Raw genomic sequence first — 19431 nt, forward strand, 5'->3', positions numbered from 1 at the left:
TAAATATTACTCGCCAGTACACCCAGAGTGTTCCCGCTGAGCAAGCGCTTGGAACTGTGACCTTGCCAACGCGGCGGGAGAGCCGGAGCCAGAACGCTCAGTCGCGCAGCGCGTTGAACCGCCCCTGGTGGTAGAGGAGCGGCCGGCCGCCGCCCGCGGGGTCGCCGACGACGGCCTGCGCGATCACCAGCCGGTGGTCCCCGGCCGGGACCCGGGCGATCACCCGGCAGACCAGCCAGGCCAGTACGCCGTCGAGCACCGGCACCCCCTCGGGCCCGGTCCGCCAGGATGTGGGCGGCGCGAACCGGTCGGCGCCGCTGCGCGCGAACGTGGCCGCCAGATCCCTCTGGTGCTCGCCGAGTATGTGCACGCCGACATGGTCGGTCTCGGCGAGGACCGGCCAGCTGGAGGAGGAGGTGCCCACGCCGAAGGAGATCAACGGGGGTTCGGCGGCTGCCGAGTTGAGGGAGGTGGCGGTGAATCCGACCGGGCCCTCCCCCTGGGCCGTGATGACCGCGACGCCCGCGGCGTGCTGCCGGAACACGGAGCGGAGCAGATCGGGAGAGGCCAGTCGGGGAGTGGAGAGATCGGGTGTGGCCGTCATGGAGTTGTCCTTCTTCGGGAGTGGCGAACAGGGCCGTGGCTGCTCAGACAGCCGGACAGCGCGCGCTCGCGTTGCGGGCCAGGTCGACATGGGCCCGCCCGTAGAGAAGGAGTTCTTGGGGCACCTCGTCAGCGTGACGATAGGTGGCGGGCGCAGTCAAGTACGTAACGGCCGCCCTCACGTCACACCCCGGCGTCACAGCGCCTCGCCCAGCGCGGCGATCACATCCGCTGTGCGGGGCTGACCGGCCGCTCTCCGTACGACGCGGCCCGCGGCGTCCAGTACCAGCACCGTCGGGGTACTGAGGATGCCCAGCTCACGCACCAGCTCCAGCCGTTCCTCGGCGTCCAGCTCCACATGGGAGACGCCGTCGACCATGCCCGCCACGTGGGCGAGGGTGCGCCTGGTGGCCCGGCACGGCTGACAGAACGCGCTGGAGAACTGGACGAGCGTCGCCCGCTCCCCCAGCTCGCCGCCCAGCTCGGCCGCGCCGAGCCGCTCACCGCCGTCGTTCCCCCGCACCATGGGCCTCCCGTCCCCGCGCAGCACGATGAGGGCGCCCGCCTCTGGCGAGCACCGCCGCACGCGCATGAGTCCTGTCGTACTCATCGCCTCGTGAAGCGCCGGCACCACCGGAGAATATTCCGCGGCCGCCGCCCTGAGGGAGACCGGCGGCGACCGGCGGGGGCCGGGCGCGCGCTCGCCTTCGCCTTCCTCCACGCGGTCCTCGGCCGCCGCCCGGGGTGCGAGATGTACCTGTTGGTCCGGCGCACTACGGCTGCGCTGCGGTGCTATGACGCCGACGTGACGAGAATCTCGCCGGACGCACAGACCAGGACTGGCCACGGGGCCGCGTATGGGGCACCATCGGCGCAATGCCGAAAACCTACGGCTGCGTAACTTCCGCCGGGAGAACCCTCCCCGGAACAGAAGGGTCCTCACCTGATGGCAGAGCTCGTCTATCGGCCGGTCATCGGCGCCGCCCGTACGATGTTCAAGGCGCTGGACCTGAAGATCGACACTCAGGGTTCCGAGCACATCCCGCGCACCGGTGGCGCCGTGCTCGTCAGTAACCACATCAGCTACCTGGACTTCATCTTCACGGGGCTCGCGGCGCTCCCGCAGAAGCGTCTGGTGCGCTTCATGGCGAAGGAGTCGGTCTTCCGGCACAAGGTCTCCGGTCCGCTCATGCGCGGCATGAAGCACATCCCGGTGGACCGCCAGCAGGGCGAGCAGGCGTACTCCCACGCGCTGGACTCGCTGCGCTCCGGCGAGATCGTCGGGGTCTTCCCCGAGGCGACCATCTCGCCGTCCTTCACACTCAAGAGCTTCAAGTCGGGCGCGGCCCGGCTGGCGCAGGAGGCCGGGGTGCCGCTGATCCCGATGGCGCTGTGGGGCACCCAGCGGGTGTGGACCAAGGGCCGGCCGCGCAACTTCAAGCGCAGCCACATCCCGGTCACGATCCGGGTCGGTGAGCAGATCGAGGCGGCGGCGGACCAGTACGCGGGAGCGATCACGCGACGCCTGCGCGAACGGGTGCAGGAGCTGCTGGAGGCGGCGCAGCGCGCCTATCCGGTACGCCCGAGGGACGCGGCCGACACCTGGTGGGTGCCCGCGCACCTCGGCGGCACCGCGCCCACCCCGGCGCAGGTCCGTACGGCGGAGACCGGCTGAAACGTCTCTCCTCCGTCCTCCTCGGAGGACGGAGGAGAGTAGGCGGCGGGAAGCGTCGCGAGAGGCGGAACCGGCCGGAAACCGATGGGTTTCCGGCCGGTCGCCTGTCCGCGCGCGTCCGCTGTCGCGTGACGCGCGCGTTCGCTATCGCGCCATCTCTTCCTTGAGGGCCTGCACGAAGGCGTCGACGTCGTCCTCGGTCGTGTCGAAGGAGCACATCCAGCGGACGTCGCCCGCCTTCTCGTCCCAGAAGTAGAACCGGAACCTCCGCTGGAGGCGGAGGCTGACCTCGTGGGGCAGCCGCGCGAAGACGGCGTTGGCCTGGACGGGGTGGAGGATCTCCACCCCGTCCACCGCGCGTACGCCCTCCGCGAGCCGCTGGGCCATCGCGTTGCTGTGCCGGGCGTTGCGCAGCCACAGATCGCCCGCGAGGAGCGCCTCCAACTGCACCGATACGAACCGCATCTTGGACGCGAGCTGCATGGAGAGCTTCCGCAGATGCTTCATGGCCCGCGCGGCGTCCGGATCGAGGACGACGACGGCCTCGCCGAAGAGCATGCCGTTCTTCGTGCCGCCGTAGGAGAGGACATCGACACCGACGGTGTTGGTGAACGTGCGCATCGGGACGTCCAGCGACGCGGCGGCGTTGGATATCCGCGCCCCGTCGAGATGGACCTTCATGCCCCGCTCATGGGCGTGCGTGCAGATGGCGCGGATCTCGTCGGGCGTGTAGACCGTGCCCAGTTCGGTGTTCTGGGTGATCGACACGACCTGCGGCATGGCCCGGTGCTCGTCGTCCCAGCCGTACGCCTGCCGGTCGATCAGCTCGGGCGTGAGCTTGCCGTCCGGGGTCGGTACGGTCAGCAGTTTGAGGCCGGCGACCCGCTCGGGGGCGCCGCCCTCGTCCACGTTGATGTGCGCGGTCTCGGCGCAGATGACCGCGCCCCACCGGTCGGTGAGCGCCTGGAGCGCGACCACGTTGGCGCCGGTGCCGTTGAAGACCGGGAAGGCCTGCGCGGTCGGGCCGAAGTGGCTGTGCATGACGCGCTGGAGGTGACCGGTGTAGTCGTCCTCTCCGTAGGCGATCTGATGACCGCCGTTGGCGACGGCGAGCGCCGCCAGGACCTCGGGGTGGGCGCCCGCGTAGTTGTCGCTGGCGAAGCCGCGTACGTCGGGGTCGTGATGCCGGCGCGCGTCCGTCGCACGGGACCTCACGGCTCGGGGGTCAGCCACAGGCGGTTTCCATTCACTTCCCGGGCGGGCCGGTCCCAGAATCCGGCGATGGCCTCGGCCAGATCCGTGACATCCGTGAAGCCCGCGAACTTCGCGTTCGGGCGCTCGGCGCGCATCGCGTCGTGCACCAGTGCCTTGACCACCAGAATGGCAGCCGCGGCCCGGGGGCCCTCCTCGCCCCCCGCCTTGCGGAAGGCGTCGCCGAGCGCCAGCGTCCATGCCTCGGCGGCGGCCTTGGCGGCGGCGTAGGCGGCGTTGCCCGCGGTGGGCTTCGTCGCGCCCGCCGCGCTGACCAGCAGGAAACGCCCGCGATCGCTGCGCAGCAGGCCGTCGTGGAAGGCGAGGGAGGTGTGCTGGACGGTGCGGATCAGCAGCTTCTCCAGCAGGTCCCAGTCGGCGAGATCGGTCTCGGCGAAGGAGGCGCTGCCGCGCCAGCCGCCGACGAGATGGACCAGTCCGTCGATCCGGCCGAACTCCTTCTCGGTCTTGTCCGCCCACGCGCGGGTGGCGGCGAGGTCGAGCAGATCGACGGTGTCGCCGGTGACCGTGGCGCCGCCGTGCGACCGAGCGGCGTCGACCGCCTCGGCCAGCCGGGTGGCGTCCGCGTCCGCGCCGACGACCGTGGCGCCCGCCGCCGCGAGCCGCAGCAGGGCGGCCCGGCCCGCGGGACCCGCCGCTCCGGCCACCGCGATCACGGCGCCGTCCAGTGCGCCGTTTCCGGCACCGTTCCCGTTCATGGCCGTGGCCTCTCGCTCGCGAGGGCTCACGCGGCCGCTCGCCCGGTGTCGTTGGCGGTGATCCCCTTGGTGGAGGCGATCACGTTCTTGAGCTTCTTGGAGAGCGCCTCGTAGAACATGCTGAGCGGGAACTCGTCCGGAAGCACGTCGTCGACCAGCTTACGAGGCGGCTGGGTGAGGTCGAGGGCGTCGGGGCCCTTGGCCCAGCGGGAGCCGGGGTGCGGGGCGAGATACGTCGAGACCAGTTCGTAGGCGGCGAACCAGTGGACCAGCTTGGGACGGTCGATGCCGGCCCGGTACAGGTCCTCGATCTCCGCGCAGAGCTGGTTGGTGATCTGCGGGGCCCGCTCCCAGTCGATGCGCAGGGTGTTGTCCGTCCAGCGCACCACATCGTGCTGGTGGAGATAGGCGAAGAGCAGCTGGCCGCCGAGTCCATCGTAGTTGCGTACCCGCGCGCCGGTGACCGGGAAGCGGAACATCCGGTCGAAGAGGACGGCGTACTGGACGTCGCGGCCCTGCGCGACACCGTCCGCCTCCAGCCGTACGGCCTCCCGGAACGCGGTGAGGTCGCAGCGCAGCTCCTCAAGGCCGTACATCCAGAACGGCTGGCGCTGCTTGATCATGAAGGGGTCGAACGGCAGGTCGCCATGGCTGTGCGTACGGTCGTGGACCATGTCCCAGAGCACGAAAGCCTGCTGGCAGCGGTCCTGATCGGCGACCATCGCGCTGATGTCGTCGGGCAGTTCGACGCCGAGCGTACGGACGGCCGCGTCGATGACCCGGCGGAAGCGGGCGGCCTCGCGGTCGCAGAAGATCCCGCCCCAGCTGAACCGCTCCGGGGCCTCGCGCACGGCGATGGTCTCCGGGAAGAACACCGCGGAGTTGGTGTCGTAGCCGGAGGTGAAGTCCTCGAAGGTGATGCCGCAGAAGAGCGGGTTGTCGTAGCGCGTGCGCTCCAGTTCGGCGAGCCACTCGGGCCAGACCATGCGCAGCACCACCGCTTCGAGATTGCGGTCGGGGTTGCCGTTCTGCGTGTACATCGGGAAGACGGCGAGGTGCTGGAGGCCGTCCACCCGGTCGGCGGCGGGCTGGAAGGCCAGCAGCGAGTCCAGGAAGTCCGGGACGTCGAAGGCGGCGTCCGCCCATTTGCGGAGGTCGGCGACGAGCGCCGTGTGGTAGGCGGAGTCGTGCGGCAGGAGAGGGGACAGCCGCTCGACCGCGGTGATCACCCGCTCGACCGCCGCCTCGACGAGAGCGCGCGCCGGGGCGCCCTCGGCGTCGAAGTCGATCGAGCCGTCCTTGGACTGCCAGGGGCGGATCTCCTCGACGGCATTCTTGAGCTCCCGCCAGGCCGGGTGATCGATCACCCGGGCAGCGCTCGATATACCGGTTACGGCGGCGTCCTGCGCAAGAATTTCCGTCATGTCACTTCCTCCACGGGAGAACTTGGCGTCAAGACACCGTATAGGGCTTCGCTTCTCCCTTACAAGCAGGGCTGACACAAATTATCCTGCGCACCCCCATGGTCACCGTAGTTTTTCCCGTTACCCAGGGGTCGCACACTCGTAACCAGCGTAGCCCGGCGGGCTTCAACCGGCCTCCGGACTGCCTGGTGCGCGGCCGGGTCCCAGGGAGGGGCCTGGCCGTTAGGCTGCGCGCGGGAGCCGCCGTCGACGGAAGCGAGGATCGTCTTGACTTTCCAGACCATCGGTCATCGTGGAGTGATGGGTGTCGAACCGGAGAACACCCTGCGCTCCTTTCTGCATGCCGAGCGCGCGGGTATGGACGCCATCGAACTGGACCTCCATCTGACCAAGGACGGCGCCCTCGCCGTCATGCACGACACGGACGTGGACCGTACGACCGACGGAACGGGCGCGATCGCCGACCACACCCTCGCCGGGCTGAGGGAGCTGGACGCGGGGCGGGGCGAGCGCGTCCCGGTCTTCGAAGAGGTGCTGGACGCCGTACGGTCGCCGCTCCAGGCGGAGATCAAGGACAGGGCCGCGGCCCGCGCGCTGGCGGAGGTGATGCTCAGGCGGGGGCTCGTGGAGCGCGTCGAGGTGTCGTCGTTCCATGACGAGGCGGTCGCCGAGATCGCCTCGCTGGTGCCGGGCGTGCGTACCGTACTGATCGCCAGCCGCTGGGGCGCCGACATCGTGGACCGGGCCGGGGCGGTGGGCGCCGCCCGGCTGGCCCTGAACATCAGGAGACTGACCCTGGAGGTCGTGGAGCGCGCGCACGCGCAGGGGCTGGGGATCATCGGCTGGGTGGTGAACACCCAGGACCAGCTGCGGCTGGCGCGGGCGTTCCAGCTGGGGGCGGTGACCACGGACTTCCCGGAGATCCGGCGCACGGGCCGGTTCACCGCCTGAGTCCGCCGAGTCCGCCGAGTCCGCGCGGGGCCCGCCCGAACCCGCGCGGGGCCCGACCGGGCCGGGCCCCCGCGTCTCGGCACAGCGGCGTTCCGGTCCGGCGGCGTTTCAGCCCAGCGGCTTGACCAGCAGCTCGAACTCCAGGTCGGCACGTTGCGGGATACCGAAGCGCTCGTCGCCGTACGGGAAGGGGTGCAGCTTTCCCGTACGGCGGTAGCCGCGCCGCTCGTACCAGGCGATCAGTTCCTCCCTGACCGTGATCACGGTCATATGCATCTCCCGCACGTCCCAGGTCTCGCCCGCGATGCGCTCCGCCGCCGCCAGGACCTGCTTGCCGAGGCCGGAGCCCTGCGCGCCCGGCTGTACGGCGAACATCCCGAAGTAGGCGGCGTCGTCGCGGTGTTCGAGCTGGCAGCAGGCGATCAGCTCGCCGTCCCGCTCGGCGACCAGCAGCCGGCTGCCCGGCGACTCGATCACTTCGAGCACCCCTCGCGGGTCGGTTCGCTGCCCCTCCAGGATGTCCGCCTCGGTGGTCCATCCCGTACGGCTGCTGTCGCCGCGGTACGCCGACTCTATGAGCGCGACGAGCGCGTCGGCGTCGGCCGCCGTGGCGTCCCGGTAGACGAGTTCGCCGGTCCGGTGCGGGACGGTGGGGTGGCTGGGGACGTCCATGGTGCGCGCTCTCCTCTGTCCGGCCTGTTCGGTATGCCCGACCTGCCCTGGGTCGGCCGGGACCTCCGCAGCCTAGCGCGAGCGGCCGCCGCGGCGACCGGGCCCGCGTCAGCCCTTCACCGCCCCGACCAGCCCGTTGACGAAGTACCGCTGGAGGCTGAGGAAGAGCAGGATCACCGGGATGACCACGATGAGCGCGCCCGCCATCAGGTTGTTGTACTGCGGCACGTTCTCCGTGGAGAGGTACTGGAGTCCCAGCGGCAGGGTGTACGTGGACGGATCGTTCAGGGAGACCCGGGTGAGCAGGAACTCGTTCCAGGTCGGGATCGCCGTCAGCAGCGCGACGGTGATCAGCGCGGGTCTGGCCAGCGGCAGATAGACGCTGGTGAAGATCCGCAGCTCGCTCGCCCCGTCGACGCGCGCGGAGTCGCGCAGCTCGCCCGGGACGGCCAGGAAGGCACCGGTCATCAGCAGCACCGAGAGCGGGGCGCCGCCGTTGACGAACGGCAGCACCAGCCCGAAGTGCGTGCCGAGTACGCCGAGTTTGTTCTCCAGCAGCACGATCGGCAGCATCACCGTGATGCCGGGCACGAACAGCAGGGACACGAAGAGCTTCTGGAGGGCGCCCCGTCCGGGGAAGCGCAGCACGGCGAAGGCGTAGCCCGCCGCCGCGTAGATCACCAGCGTCAGCACGACCGTATAGACCGTGACCAGCAGGCTGTTCAGGAAGAAGTCGAAGAAGTGCAGCTTGTTCCAGGTGTCGACGAGCGTGTCGAACGTCGGGTTGGCCGGGATCAGATGCCCGCCGCGTACGACCTCGATCTGGTCCTTGAAGGCGGCGGACACCATCCAGAGGAAGGGGTAGACGCTGACGAGTCCGTAGAGACCGAGAAGTACGCCGACGACGGTACGGGCGACGAGCCGGCGGGTGCGTGCCCTGCTCTCGTCGGGCGCACCGGTACGGGCTTTCAGGGAGAGCGAGGTCATGTTCTGCTCCGCAGCGCTCGCAGGTTGATCAGGGCGAGGACCAGCGCGACGGCGAACAGGATCCAGCCGAGCGCACTGGCGAGCCCCAGGGTGGGCGCGAGATTCTTGAGGAACGCGAGGCGGTACGCCTCCAGGCCCAGCACATTGGTGTGATCACCGGGGCCGCCGTTCGTCATCACCAGGAAGGTCTGGAAGCCCTGGAGCGATTCACGCAGATTGAGCAGCACGACGATGGCGGTGAGGGGCCGCACCAGCGGCCAGACCACCGAGGCGTTGGTGCGCCACCAGCCCGCGCCGTCCAGTTCGGCGGCCTCCAGCACACTGCGGTCGATCCCCTGCAGACCGGTCAGATACAGCAGCATCGCGACCGGGACATGGCCCCAGACCGTCACCACGATCATGGTGGGCATGGCGGTGGACGGATTGCCGAGCCAGCCCTGGGGCTGCTGGAGCGAGCCGAGCCCGAGACCGTCGAGGAGGAAGTTGACGGCACCGTCCGGCTGGAGGATGTACTGCCAGGCGAAGAAGACCGCGACCCCGCTGGTCACATAGGGCAGGAAGTACACCGAACGCAGCACCGACTGGAACCGCTTGACCCGGTTGAGCAGTACGGCGAGCGGAAAGGCGACCGCGACGGTGAGGGCGGGTGCGGCGATCATCACCCAGAGGGTGTTGACCGCCGCGTGCCGTACCCGCGGGGCGTAGACGGGGCTGCGCCACAGCAGGTCGGCGTAGTTGTCCAGCCCGACCCAGGTCCAGTTGGGGGTGAAGCCGTTCCAGGTCGCGAAGCTGAGCGCGAAGCCGTACCCGACGGTGTACAGGCCCATCACACAGAACAGGACCACCGCCGGGCCGACGAAGAGGTATCCGGTGAGCGTCTCGTACGGACGGATGCGCCGGCGGGGAGCCGTCGTCACCGCGCCGCCGCCCAGTAGGAGGCGTTGAGTTCGCGCAGCTTCCTCGCCGTCTGTTCGACGGACTGCTGCCCCAGCGGGGTGAGGTCGGTGAGGATGGCGCCCGCGTCGTCCTGCTCGTAGCCCGGCGCGCGGAACTCGTTGCCGCGGCTGGGGTCGTAGGTGTTCTGCGGGCTGCCCTTGAAGCTGTCGACCATGGCGGCGAGCGCCGGGCCGAGTACGGCGGCGGAGCCGGCGCCGAGTTCGGTGGCCGGGACGTCGGAGGCGTCCTTGGCGAAGCGCTCGGCGATGTCCTTGGTGGAGAGGAACGCCAGCCATTTCTTGGCGTTGTCGGGCTGTTCGCTGGTGGCGGCGACGCTGAGACTGGTCAGCGCGAGCGGGCCGAGCGCGCGGTCGGGGACGGCGCCGTCCTTCGGGGAGGGCAGCCCGAACGCGAACACGTCGTCGGGGTTCATCCCGTTCTGCTTGAGGAAGGCGAGAGTGAAGGTGCCGCCGATGTTGAAGGCCGACTTGCCCTGCGCGAAGGCCTGGTCGGCCTGGTCGATGGTGAGGGACTGGGCGCCCGGCATCCAGTACGGGGTGAGCTGGTCGTACATGCTCAGGACCTTGATGCCGTTGGGCGAGCCGAAGTCGGCGCTCCGCTCCTTGCCGAAGAGGCTCTCGTATCCGCGCTGTCCGAGCTGGCTGAAGGCCAGCGGCTGGAGGACCCAGGTCAGGCCGGTGGACTGGACCTTGAGGCCGAGGGACACGCCGCCGGTCCTCGGGTTCTTGTCGGTGGTCGCCTTCAGCGCGTCCAGGAAGCCCGCCCAGTCGGCCGGGGGCTCCGTGATACCGGCCTCGGCGAGCATCTTCTTGTTGGCGTAGACGATGCCGAAGGTGCCCACGGTCAGCGGCACGCTGTAGCGGGCGCCCTTCTCGATGCCGTGGTCCTTGGCGGCCTCCGACAGCGAGTCCTTGTAGCGCTGGTCGGTGATGAGTCCGGACTCCCGTACGGACTCCTGGATACGGCCGGCCCAGTCGCCCGTGAAGTCGTCGCCGAGGTCGGACACGACCCCCGCCGCGCCGAAGACCCGGTCCTCGCCGTCGGAGTGCACTTCCAGCACATCCGGCAGGTCGCCGGTCTTCGCCGCGCTCTGCACCTTGGTGGTGTAGGCGTCGTCGGGTGTGTAGGACTCGACCGTGACCGAGATGCCTGTCTGCTTCTTGAACTCGGCGGCGGCGTTGCGCAACGCGCCGACGTGGGACTGCTTGAACGTCCACATCTCCAGCGAGGTGGAGTCTCCTCCGGAGTCGGAGGAACCGCCGCAGGCGGAGAGGGCGGTGAGCGAGAGCGCCGTGGCGACGGCGACCGCCGCGAGCCGGATATTCCTTGACATAGGTATACGCATGGCCCCTACCTAAGGATCAACCGTTCAGAAGGCCGAATGGCGTTGGAGTGACTGAACTTATGGTTGGGGTGATATAGCGTCAAGACGCACGTCGAGATTCGTGCCGACCGGTTCGCCGAGGGGCACCGGTGCGAGAAGCGGAGGTTCCGTGGAATCGGTGGCAGCAGCAGCGCGGGGGCGCAAGCCCGAAGAGGTCAAGTCCGCGGCTCGGGTCCTTGAGGTCCTCGAACTGCTGGGCGCGGAAGGCGCCCGGCTCTCGCTCGCCGAACTGGCCGGCACGATGGCCGTGCCCAAGAGCAGCCTGCACGCGATCCTGCGCACGATGGAGGCGCGCCGCTGGGTGGACCTGGATCCGTCGGGCACCCGCTACAGCCTTGGCCTCAAGGCCCTGTTGACGGGTACGGCCTATCTGGAGGGCGACGATGTGGCGAGCCTCGCCGGCCCGGTGCTCGACTCCCTGGCGGAGGAGACGGGCGAATCGGTGCACCTGGGCAGGCTCGATGGTACGGACGTCGTCTACCTGGCCAAACGCGAGTCGCGGCATGCCCTGCGGATGTACTCGGCGGTGGGCAGGCGACTGCCCGCGCATGCCACGGCACTGGGCAAGGCGATGCTCTCCCTCTATGACGCGGCCGAGGTCAGGATGCGGCTCAACTGGCCGCTGGAGAGGCTCACTCCGGACACGGTGACCGACCCCGACGCGCTGCTGGGCCAGCTGTCCGAGGCGCGGCTGCGCGGGTGGGCCATGGACGACGGCGAGAACTCGCCGGACATCCGGTGCGTGGCCGTGGCGCTCGGCACCGGCCATGGCGGCGGCGACGCGATCAGCTGCTCCGCGCCCAAGAGCCGGATGGACGACGCCCGCGCGGAGGAGATCGCTCTCGCGGTCACCGAGGCGGCCCACTCGCTGCGGACTCTGCTCAAACGGCTCGGGCAGCACTGACGCCGTTCCGCCGCCCATTTGGTAGAGTCGTTGACAAATAGATCTCCCTCTCCATACGTTCGGATGGCAGTACGTTATTCCGCCATACGTATGCCCACGTTCGCTGGGCCTGCCGCGCGACACCCGACCTGCCACGCAACACCGATGGGAGTGTGCACGACCATGACGTCCGAGACATCCGACGCCCGGAGGGCCCTGGTGGTCCGCGGCGGATGGGAGGGACACCAGCCCGTGGCGATCACGGAGTTGTTCCTGCCCTTCCTCCGCGACCGCGGCTATGACATCCGGATCTCCGACACCTTGGACGTCTACACGGACGCCGAGCTGCTCGCCGCCACCGATCTGGTGGTCCAGTGCTGGACGATGGGCGAGATCACGGCCGAGCAGAGCGCCGGACTCACCGCGGCGGTCCTGGCCGGCACCGGACTGGCCGGCTGGCACGGCGGGATCGTGGACTCCTTCCGGGGCGATGTCGGCTACCAGCTGCTCACCGGCGGGCAGTTCCTGATGCATCCGCCCGGCTTCTCCGACCACCAGGTCACGCTGGCCGAGGAGCGTGCCGACCATCCGGTGATCGCCGGACTGAGCGACTTCGCTGTCCATACGGAGAAGTACTGGCTGGCCACCGACCCGCTGATCGACGTCCTGGCGACCACGGAGTTCGCGGCGGACGAGGAGCGGGCACGGCCGGTCACCATGCCCGCCGTCTGGACCAGGACCTGGGGCGAGGGACGGGTCTTCGTCTCCACCATCGGCCACAAACCGGACGACTTCGACGTGCCCGAGGTACGGGTGCTCACCGAGAGGGGACTGCTGTGGGCGAGCCGCTGAGGATCGGCATGGTGGGCGCGGGCAAGATCAGCGGCGCCTATCTGGACACACTGGAGCGGCTGGAGAACGTCACACTGACGGCCGTCACGGATCTCGACCAGGAACGCGCCGCGTCGGTCGCCGCCCGGGTACCGGGCACGGCGGTGGCCGGATCGGTGGCCAAGCTGGTGGCGCGCCCCGATGTGGACGCCGTACTCAATCTGACGATCCCGGCGGTCCATGCCGAAGTCGCCCTGGCCGCGCTCGCCGCGGGCAAGCATGTGTACGGGGAGAAGCCGCTGGCCGCCACGCGCGCGGAGGCGGACCGGATGCTGGCCGCGGCCGGGGCGGGCGGGCTGCGGATCGGCTGCGCGCCCGACACCGTGCTCGGTACGGGCGTCCAGACGGCGCGCAAGGCGGTCGACGACGGGCTGATCGGCGCGCCGGTCGCGGCGACGGCGTTCATGACCACGGCGGGCCACGAACGCTGGCACCCGGACCCGGAGTTCTACTACCGGCGGGGCGGCGGCCCACTGCTCGACATGGGTCCGTACTACCTCTCGGCGCTCGTCCATCTGCTGGGGCCCGTCATCACGGTCACGGGCGCGGGATCCCGGCCGCGTGACGAACGGGAGATCGGCAGCGGGCCGCGGGCCGGAGAACGGTTCGCGGTGGAGGTCGACACGCATGTCACGGGCATACTGCGGCACGCCAACGGCGCCCTCACCACGCTGGTGATGAGCTTCGACATCCAGGCCGCCCGGCTGCCCCGTATCGAGGTGTACGGCACCGAGGCCTCGCTGTCCGTCCCCGATCCGAACGGCTTCGACGGAACGGTCGAACTGCACCGGGGCGCCGGGGAGTGGGAGACGCTGCCGGTCACGGCCGGATACGTGGGTGCCGGGCGCGGCACCGGACTCGCGGACCTGGCCGAGTCGCTCGCCGAGGGCCGCCCGCACCGGGCGTCCGCCGAACTGGCGCGCCATGTCCTCGACGTCATGCTGACGCTGCTCGACTCGGCTCGGCAGGGCAGGGCGCTCCCGGTGGAAAGCGTCTGTCGCAAGCCGGAGCCCGTACGGCACTGACACGGCAGCGGCGCGGCAGCGACACGGCGCTCGCACAGCACTCGTACACGGCGCCGGGCGGCGGCCGGCCTTCCCCTCACGCGTTGTCAATTCACTTACTTTCCGACGCCTTCGCCATTCGTCAATTTATTAACCTGACAATTCCGCCGCACGCCGTCACCACCAGGCAGAAGAAGGCAGAGGAAAGCCGTTGACTTGATAACACACGTGGTTTTACATGGCGGTTACTGGCTGGACAGGAAGGGCCGCCCATGTATGACCGCAGGAACTCCGGAGAGGCGCGGATCAGTCATTTCCTCGCCGCCCGACTGCGTCCCGCGCTGTACACCGGGCGGCTTCCGATGGATATCAGCGCCTGGCACATCCCCGGTGAGCCGGTACCCGTCGATGTGGCCCTCCGGGCCGACTACACACCGTTCTTCGTGGGTGACGCCTGGGGCCGTCCCTGGTCGACCAGCTGGTTCCAGGTCCACGCCACCGTCCCGCAGCGCTGGGCGGGCGAGCGGGTGGAGGCGGTCTTCGACCTCGGATTCGAGCCGGGCTCCGGTTTCGATCCCGGCCCCGGCCTCGTGTCAGGCCCGGGCTTCGCGTCCGGCTCCGGCCTCGGGAGCCCCGGCGGGCCGGGGAGCCGCGCCGTGGGACTCGTCCACGACCCGCGCGGCACCCCTCTCCAGGGGCTGCACCGGCTGCACCGGTCCATGACGGTGTCGGCCCCGGCGAGCGGCGGCGAGCCGGTCCGGCTGTTCGTCGAGGTCGCCGCCAATCCGCCGATCGACGCGGATACCGGCGCGGGCGCGCACTACGGGGATCCGGTCACCGCCGGGGACGAGCCCCTGTACCGGCTGCTCCGCGCCGATCTCGCCGTACGCGACGAGGGCATCTGGCAGCTGATCCATGACATCGATGTCCTGGACGGTCTGATGCGCGCGCTCCCGGCCGAACTGCCCCGCCGGTACGCGATCCTGCGGGCCCTCGAAGAGGCCGTGGACGCCGTCGATCCGCGCGATGTCGCCGGGACGGCCCCGGACGCGCGGCGGATCCTCGCCCCCGTACTGGCCCGTCGCGCGCACGAGTCCGCGCACACCGTCTCCGTCGTCGGACGCGCACCCCTGGGAGCGGCCGTGCTGGGGCCGGCGCGCGAGTCGGTACGCGAGACCGCCCGCGCCTTCAGCACCCTGGCCGCGCTGGCGGAGGAGTACCCGGAACTGACCGTCGCCGCACCCGCCGCCCACCGGTACGCCTGGATGAAGGACCGCCATCCGGATGTCTTCGAGCGGGTGCGCAAGTCCGTCGCCGATGGCAACTGGGTGCCGGTCGGCGGTATGTGGGCGGAGCCCGACGGAAATCTCCCCGGCGGCGAGGCGCTGGCCCGCCAGTTCGTGTACGGCCGCCGCTTCCACCGCGAGGAGCTGGGCACCGACACCGATGGCGTGTGGCTGCCCGGCGCCTCCGGACTGAGCGCCGCCTTCCCGCAGTTGGCGGTGCTCGCGGGGGCCCGCTGGTTCCTCGCGGAGCGTTCCGGTCCCGTGCCGCATCCGGCCGTCTGGTGGGAGGGCATCGACGGCACCCGTATCCTCAGCCACTTCCCGCCCGCCTCCGCCCTCACTCACGACGAACCGGCCGGCGGTGAACTCGACGGCGCCGAACTCGCAGGCGTCGCGGAGGCGTTCGCCGATCAGGGCGACGCGGCCCGCTCCCTGGTGCCGCTCGGCCACGCCGACGGTTACGGCCCCACGCCCGGGACGCTGGAACGCGCCCGGCGGCTGGCCGATCTCGAAGGCTCGCCGCGGGTCGCGAGCCGGCACCCCGCGCACTTCTTCCGCGACGCCCTCGGCGTACGGCCGGACGCGCCGGTGTGGCGCGGTGAGTTCCGCCAGGAGTCCCACCACGGCACGTACACCAGTCAGGCGCGTACCAAGCGCGGCAACCGCCGCGCCGAATCGCTGCTGCGCGAGGCCGAGTTGTGGTCGGCGACCGCCGCCGTACGGGACGGCGTCCCCTATCCGTACGACGAACTCGACACGCTGTGGAAGAAGGTCCTGCTCCAGCAGAGCCACGATCTGCTGTCCGGCACCTCGACCGCGTGGGCGCATCAGGAGGCCGAGCATGTCCACCGCGAGGTCCACCGCCGGCTGGAGCGGCTGATCCGCCGGGCCGTGGGAACGTCCGACGTCGGCGGCGCCACCGGCGCGTCCGTCTTCAACGCGGGGCCGCTGGCGCGCCGTGAGGTGGTGGTCCTGGACCGGGACCGGCCGACGGGCGGTGGGCAGCGGCTCTCCGACGGACGCGTCGCCGTGCTGGCCGAGGCACCGGCCCTGGGTCGCGGCGCGGTCGTTCCCGCGCCTTCCGAGCGCGCCGTCACCGGGCCTGTCGTTCGGGAGCGTGTCGTTCCGGAGCGTGTCGTTCCCGAGCGTGTCGTTCCCGAGCCTGTCCCGCCGGAGCCCGACAGGGTCGCCCCGGTGACCGTACGGCCCACGGACGGCGGCGGATGGCTGCTGGACAACGGGCTGCTGCGGGTCCATGTCGACGCCGAGGGGCTCGTACGCTCCATGCTGGACCTCGCCACCGGGCGGGAGGCCGTCGCCCCGGGGGCGGCGGGCAATCTGCTGCGGCTGCACCGCGACGATCCGCCGCGCTGGAGTGCCCGGGACCTGGACGCGCGCCACCGCGGGGTGTTCCGGGATCTCGACCGGGCGGAATCGGTCGAAGTGAGCGAGGAGGGAGCGCTGTTGGCGGCCGTCCGGGTGGTACGGAACACCGGCAGGTCCGCGATCGGGCAGACGCTCTCACTGACCGCCGGCAGCCGGTCCCTGACCATCGACACGGAGATCGACTGGCGCGAGCGCGACACCCTCCTCAAGGCCGTCTGGCCGCTCGACGTCCATGCCGAACACAGCCGCGCGGAGGTCCAGTTCGGCCATGTCGCGCGCCCCACGCACGAGAACTCCGGCGGGGACGCGGCCCGTTGTGAGCTCTGGGCGCACCGCTGGATCCATGTGGGCGAGCACGGCTGGGGCGTGGCGCTGGCCGGTGATGCCACGTACGGCTACGACGTCTCGCGCCACACCCGCGAGGACGCCGGTACGACCACCACCGTACGGCTCACCCTGCTGCGCGCGGCGCACAGCCCCGACCCGCACGCCGACCGGGGGCCACAGCGCTTCAGGCACTCCGTACGCCCCGGGGCGGGGGTCGGTGACGCGATCGCGGAGGGGTACGCCATCAGTCTGCCGCTGCGCCCGGGACCTTCGGAGCCCGCTGGATCCGCCGCGCCGCCGCTGGTCTCGGTGGACCATCCCGATGTGCTCGTGGAGGCGGTGAAGCTCGCCGACGACCGCTCGGGGGATGTGGTCGTACGGCTCTACGAGTCGCGCGGCGGCCGGGCCCGTACGGCGCTCTCCGCCGCGTTCCCGGTGGCGTCGGTGTGCGAGACGGACCTCCTGGAGGAGCCGCTCGCCGCCCGCCCGTGCGAGAACGGCTCGGTCGCGCTGACGCTGCGGCCCTTCCAGATCCTGACGCTGCGGCTGACGCCCGGGGACCGCCCGGCGGCGGGCCGTACGGCCTCGTCCACGGGTCGTACGCACCCGGCGGCAGGCCGTACGGCCTCGTCCACCGGTCGTACAACCCCGGCGGCGGGCCGTCCCGCGGCGCGTCACGGGGCCGGAGGCAGCGATGTCTGAAGCCCCCCAGAACGACGGCCCGGTCGGCTCTCTGCCCCCGGACCACCGGGCCGTCTTACACCGCTGGGCCGAGGAGGGCGGCCCCCTCGCGACCCGCGCGAACGTCGTCCTCCTCGCCGCCGAGGGGCTCCGCGACGCCGAGATCTCCCGTCGGCTCGGAGTGTCACGGCAGACGGTCGGCACCTGGCGGCAGCGCTGGACGAGCGCGGGGATCGACGGTCTCGGACACCGGCCGCGCACCGGCCGGCCCGCCACCGTGGACGAGGCGGAGGTCGTCACCCGTACGCTGCTGGCGCCCGGGGGCAGCGGCGCCTCGCGCGCGGTCGCCAGGGAACTGGGCCTCTCGCACGCCACGGTCGCCGGGATACGGCGCCGCTGGCGGCTCTCCCCCGACGAGACACCCGCCCCGTCCGTACCGACCAGACCGCCGCTGCCGAGCGGCGAGGTCTGGGTGATGGGCCTGTACGTGGACGCGCGGCGCGCCGTGCTCCTCGCCGGCACCGGACAGGGGGTTCCCCGGCAGTCCGCCGCCGGGACGGTCCTCGGCACCGACGTACTCGCCGGACTCGGCCGGGCGGTGGAGGCCGCGCTGACGGCGGCGACGGCACGCGGGCCGGACGGCGACGCCTCTCCGCCGTACGGGCTGGCGGAGTACCTGGCCGAGGCGGGCCGCAGCCATCCGGGCCTCGGGCTGCACGCCATCACGCTCTGGGACGCGTCGGGCGGCCCGGCACTCCAACAAACCGCTCCGGACGGCATGGTGACACGCCATCAGATCCCCGCGCGGTCGACCTGGCGCACCTTTCTCCGGGCCATGATCGCGCTCGACAGCACCAGCCATCCGGAGTCCTCGCGCCGCGTCTATCTCGATCTGGCGGCCGAGCTGGAACGGTACGCGACGGCGCGGCCCGACGCCCCGTGCGCCGCGGTGCGCTGGCTGCGCGAGAACGTCGCGGGCCTGCCGGGCACGGACCGCCCCGCGGACAGCACGGCGGGAAGCCAGTCCTGGAGCGGGGTCAACCAGATCGATCTGGGTTCGTTCAACGAGTGTGTGGTCATCGAGACGGTGCGGCTCTCCGGCACCATCACCCGGGGCGAGATCGCCCACCGCACGGGCCTCACCCAGCAGTCGGTCTCCCGGATCGCCCGTTCGCTGCTGGACCGCGGCATCCTCATCGAGGACGCCCAGCGGCGCGCGACCTCGGGCAAACCCCGTACGCCGGTGCGGCTCTGCGGGACGGCGGCCCACGCGCTCGGGATCCATATCGACCCGGAGGTGCTCACCGCGGTCGTCATCGATCTCGACGGCGCGATCGTCCGTACCCGTACCCGCCCGGTCACCGCCGACATCGATCCGGCGGAGTTCGTCGAACGGGTGGCCGCGCTGGGCCGGGAGACGCTGGCGGAGGCGCGCGGGTCGGTGCGGGAGGACGGCTTCCTCGGGATCGGGGTCGCCGTACCGGGGCCGGTCGACATCGCGTCGGGCACGGTCCTCGGGCCGCCGCTGATGTCGGCCTGGGGCGATCTGCCGCTGCTGTACCTGCTCCAGGACCACTTCCCGTGCCCCGTCCTGATGGAGAAGGACTCCACCGCGGCGGCGGCCGGCGAGCGGTGGATCGGGCGCGACCGCAGGGCCAGGGACTTCGCGTATCTCTATCTCGGTACGGGCGTCGGTACGGGGCTCTATCTCAACGGCGACCTGTACCGCGGGATCAGCGCCAACGCCGGGGAGTTCGGGCAGCTGTGCGCCATAGCGCTGGGGCGGGTGGCCAAGGACGGCCGCCCGGAGATCCTCCCCGAGTGCAATCCGCCGGTGTCCGTACCGGAGCTCGCGGTACAGGGCGGGATGCGTCCCGTACCGGCCGCGCCGGGGCGTACGTCCGGGAGCACCGCCGCCTACCTGGCGGTGGGCGAGGCCGCCGCCGCGGGCGACCCCGCGGCGGCGGCGGCCGTACGCGAGGTCGCGCAGGCGGTGGGGCGGGGGGCGCTGGGCATGGTCGATCTGCTGGACATCGATCTGATCGTGCTCGGCGGCCCCTTCTTCACCGAGGACGTCGCCGGCTTCTATCTGGACGAGATCGCCCGTACCGTCAACGCCTTCCCGACCGCCAGACGGCTGCGGCGGGTCGCGGTCGAGCCGTCCGTGCTGAGCGCGGAGGCCGCCGCGGTGGGGGCGGCCTCCACCATCTTCCACGCGACGTTCACCCCGCGGCTGCGCGGCCGGGAGAACCGGGCCCGGCATCTGCCGGCACGCTGACGCGCAGGGCCGCCGGGGTGTCCCGGCGGCCCGTATGTCGGCGTCCCGCTGCCCGCGAGTCCTGTCTGACGT

At 71.1% G+C, this 19431-nt stretch carries 16 protein-coding genes; 7 read left to right on the top strand and 9 right to left on the bottom strand.

The genetic code is table 11. The features are described 5' to 3' along the window. Positions 1–97: 97 nt before the first annotated feature. On the bottom strand, positions 98–604 hold the full coding sequence (locus ACZ7LS_RS18440) for a flavin reductase family protein (RefSeq protein ID WP_382515464.1): 507 nt from the start codon (positions 602–604) through the stop codon (positions 98–100). 195 nt (positions 605–799) lie between these two features. Next, entirely contained in the window at positions 800–1195 is a 396-nt protein-coding gene (locus ACZ7LS_RS18445; protein WP_382671258.1) for a TlpA family protein disulfide reductase, read from the bottom strand. Positions 1196–1549: 354 nt separating this feature from the next. Here ACZ7LS_RS18445 and ACZ7LS_RS18450 point away from each other — a divergent pair, with 354 nt between their 5' ends. Next, positions 1550–2278: a lysophospholipid acyltransferase family protein gene (locus tag ACZ7LS_RS18450; RefSeq protein ID WP_356516421.1), complete on the top strand. Its 729-nt coding sequence runs from the start codon at positions 1550–1552 to the stop codon at positions 2276–2278. A gap of 144 nt (positions 2279–2422) precedes the next feature. Here ACZ7LS_RS18450 and ACZ7LS_RS18455 read toward each other — a convergent pair whose 3' ends face one another. The 3 genes from ACZ7LS_RS18455 to ACZ7LS_RS18465 are packed head-to-tail and all read right to left on the bottom strand — an operon-like array spanning position 2423 to position 5672. Beyond that, on the bottom strand, positions 2423–3511 hold the full coding sequence (locus tag ACZ7LS_RS18455; protein WP_382515461.1) for a threonine aldolase family protein: 1089 nt from the start codon (positions 3509–3511) through the stop codon (positions 2423–2425). Beyond that, positions 3490–4248, bottom strand: a complete 759-nt coding sequence (locus ACZ7LS_RS18460; protein ID WP_385135909.1) for an SDR family NAD(P)-dependent oxidoreductase — start codon at positions 4246–4248, stop codon at positions 3490–3492. Before ACZ7LS_RS18460 ends, ACZ7LS_RS18455 begins: the two co-directional genes overlap by 22 nt. A 26-nt stretch (positions 4249–4274) precedes the next feature. Next, positions 4275–5672, bottom strand: a complete 1398-nt coding sequence (locus ACZ7LS_RS18465; protein WP_382515456.1) for a DUF6421 family protein — start codon at positions 5670–5672, stop codon at positions 4275–4277. A 300-nt stretch (positions 5673–5972) separates the two neighbouring features. Between ACZ7LS_RS18465 and ACZ7LS_RS18470 the strand changes: the two genes are divergently transcribed. Further along, on the top strand, positions 5973–6623 hold the full coding sequence (locus ACZ7LS_RS18470; RefSeq protein ID WP_385135912.1) for a glycerophosphodiester phosphodiesterase: 651 nt from the start codon (positions 5973–5975) through the stop codon (positions 6621–6623). A 108-nt stretch (positions 6624–6731) separates the two neighbouring features. Here the strand turns inward: ACZ7LS_RS18470 and ACZ7LS_RS18475 are convergent, their stop codons facing one another. The 4 genes from ACZ7LS_RS18475 to ACZ7LS_RS18490 all read right to left on the bottom strand — a co-directional run bounded on the left by ACZ7LS_RS18475 (position 6732) and on the right by ACZ7LS_RS18490 (position 10572). Further along, complete coding sequence (locus ACZ7LS_RS18475; protein ID WP_382515450.1) at positions 6732–7295, bottom strand: GNAT family N-acetyltransferase; 564 nt, start codon at positions 7293–7295, stop codon at positions 6732–6734. A 108-nt stretch (positions 7296–7403) separates the two neighbouring features. Continuing rightward, positions 7404–8282 (bottom strand): carbohydrate ABC transporter permease, encoded by an 879-nt coding sequence (locus ACZ7LS_RS18480; protein ID WP_385135914.1) that lies wholly within the window; start codon positions 8280–8282, stop codon positions 7404–7406. Next, positions 8279–9199, bottom strand: coding sequence for a carbohydrate ABC transporter permease (locus ACZ7LS_RS18485; protein ID WP_382515444.1), 921 nt, complete (start codon positions 9197–9199; stop codon positions 8279–8281). Before ACZ7LS_RS18485 ends, ACZ7LS_RS18480 begins: the two co-directional genes overlap by 4 nt. Beyond that, positions 9196–10572 carry an ABC transporter substrate-binding protein gene (locus ACZ7LS_RS18490; RefSeq protein ID WP_385135918.1) on the bottom strand — a complete coding sequence of 459 codons (1377 nt, stop codon included), beginning with the start codon at positions 10570–10572 and terminating at the stop codon, positions 9196–9198. Before ACZ7LS_RS18490 ends, ACZ7LS_RS18485 begins: the two co-directional genes overlap by 4 nt. A 169-nt stretch (positions 10573–10741) precedes the next feature. Between ACZ7LS_RS18490 and ACZ7LS_RS18495 the strand changes: the two genes are divergently transcribed. The 5 genes from ACZ7LS_RS18495 (at position 10742) to ACZ7LS_RS18515 (ending at position 19359) form a co-directional block, all read left to right on the top strand. Beyond that, on the top strand, positions 10742–11527 hold the full coding sequence (locus ACZ7LS_RS18495; RefSeq protein WP_382515439.1) for an IclR family transcriptional regulator: 786 nt from the start codon (positions 10742–10744) through the stop codon (positions 11525–11527). A gap of 144 nt (positions 11528–11671) precedes the next feature. Continuing rightward, a complete protein-coding gene (locus ACZ7LS_RS18500) occupies positions 11672–12358 on the top strand; it encodes a ThuA domain-containing protein (protein WP_382968912.1) in 687 nt (228 codons plus the stop codon). Beyond that, a complete protein-coding gene (locus ACZ7LS_RS18505) occupies positions 12343–13422 on the top strand; it encodes a Gfo/Idh/MocA family protein (protein WP_385135922.1) in 1080 nt (359 codons plus the stop codon). Before ACZ7LS_RS18500 ends, ACZ7LS_RS18505 begins: the two co-directional genes overlap by 16 nt. Positions 13423–13673: 251 nt before the next feature. After that, positions 13674–17102 carry an alpha-mannosidase gene (locus tag ACZ7LS_RS18510; protein ID WP_385135925.1) on the top strand — a complete coding sequence of 1143 codons (3429 nt, stop codon included), beginning with the start codon at positions 13674–13676 and terminating at the stop codon, positions 17100–17102. Beyond that, positions 17095–19359: an ROK family protein gene (locus tag ACZ7LS_RS18515; RefSeq protein ID WP_385135928.1), complete on the top strand. Its 2265-nt coding sequence runs from the start codon at positions 17095–17097 to the stop codon at positions 19357–19359. Before ACZ7LS_RS18510 ends, ACZ7LS_RS18515 begins: the two co-directional genes overlap by 8 nt. The last annotated feature ends 72 nt before the right edge of the window (positions 19360–19431 follow it).

The organism is Streptomyces sp. NPDC039430, assembly GCF_055639435.1.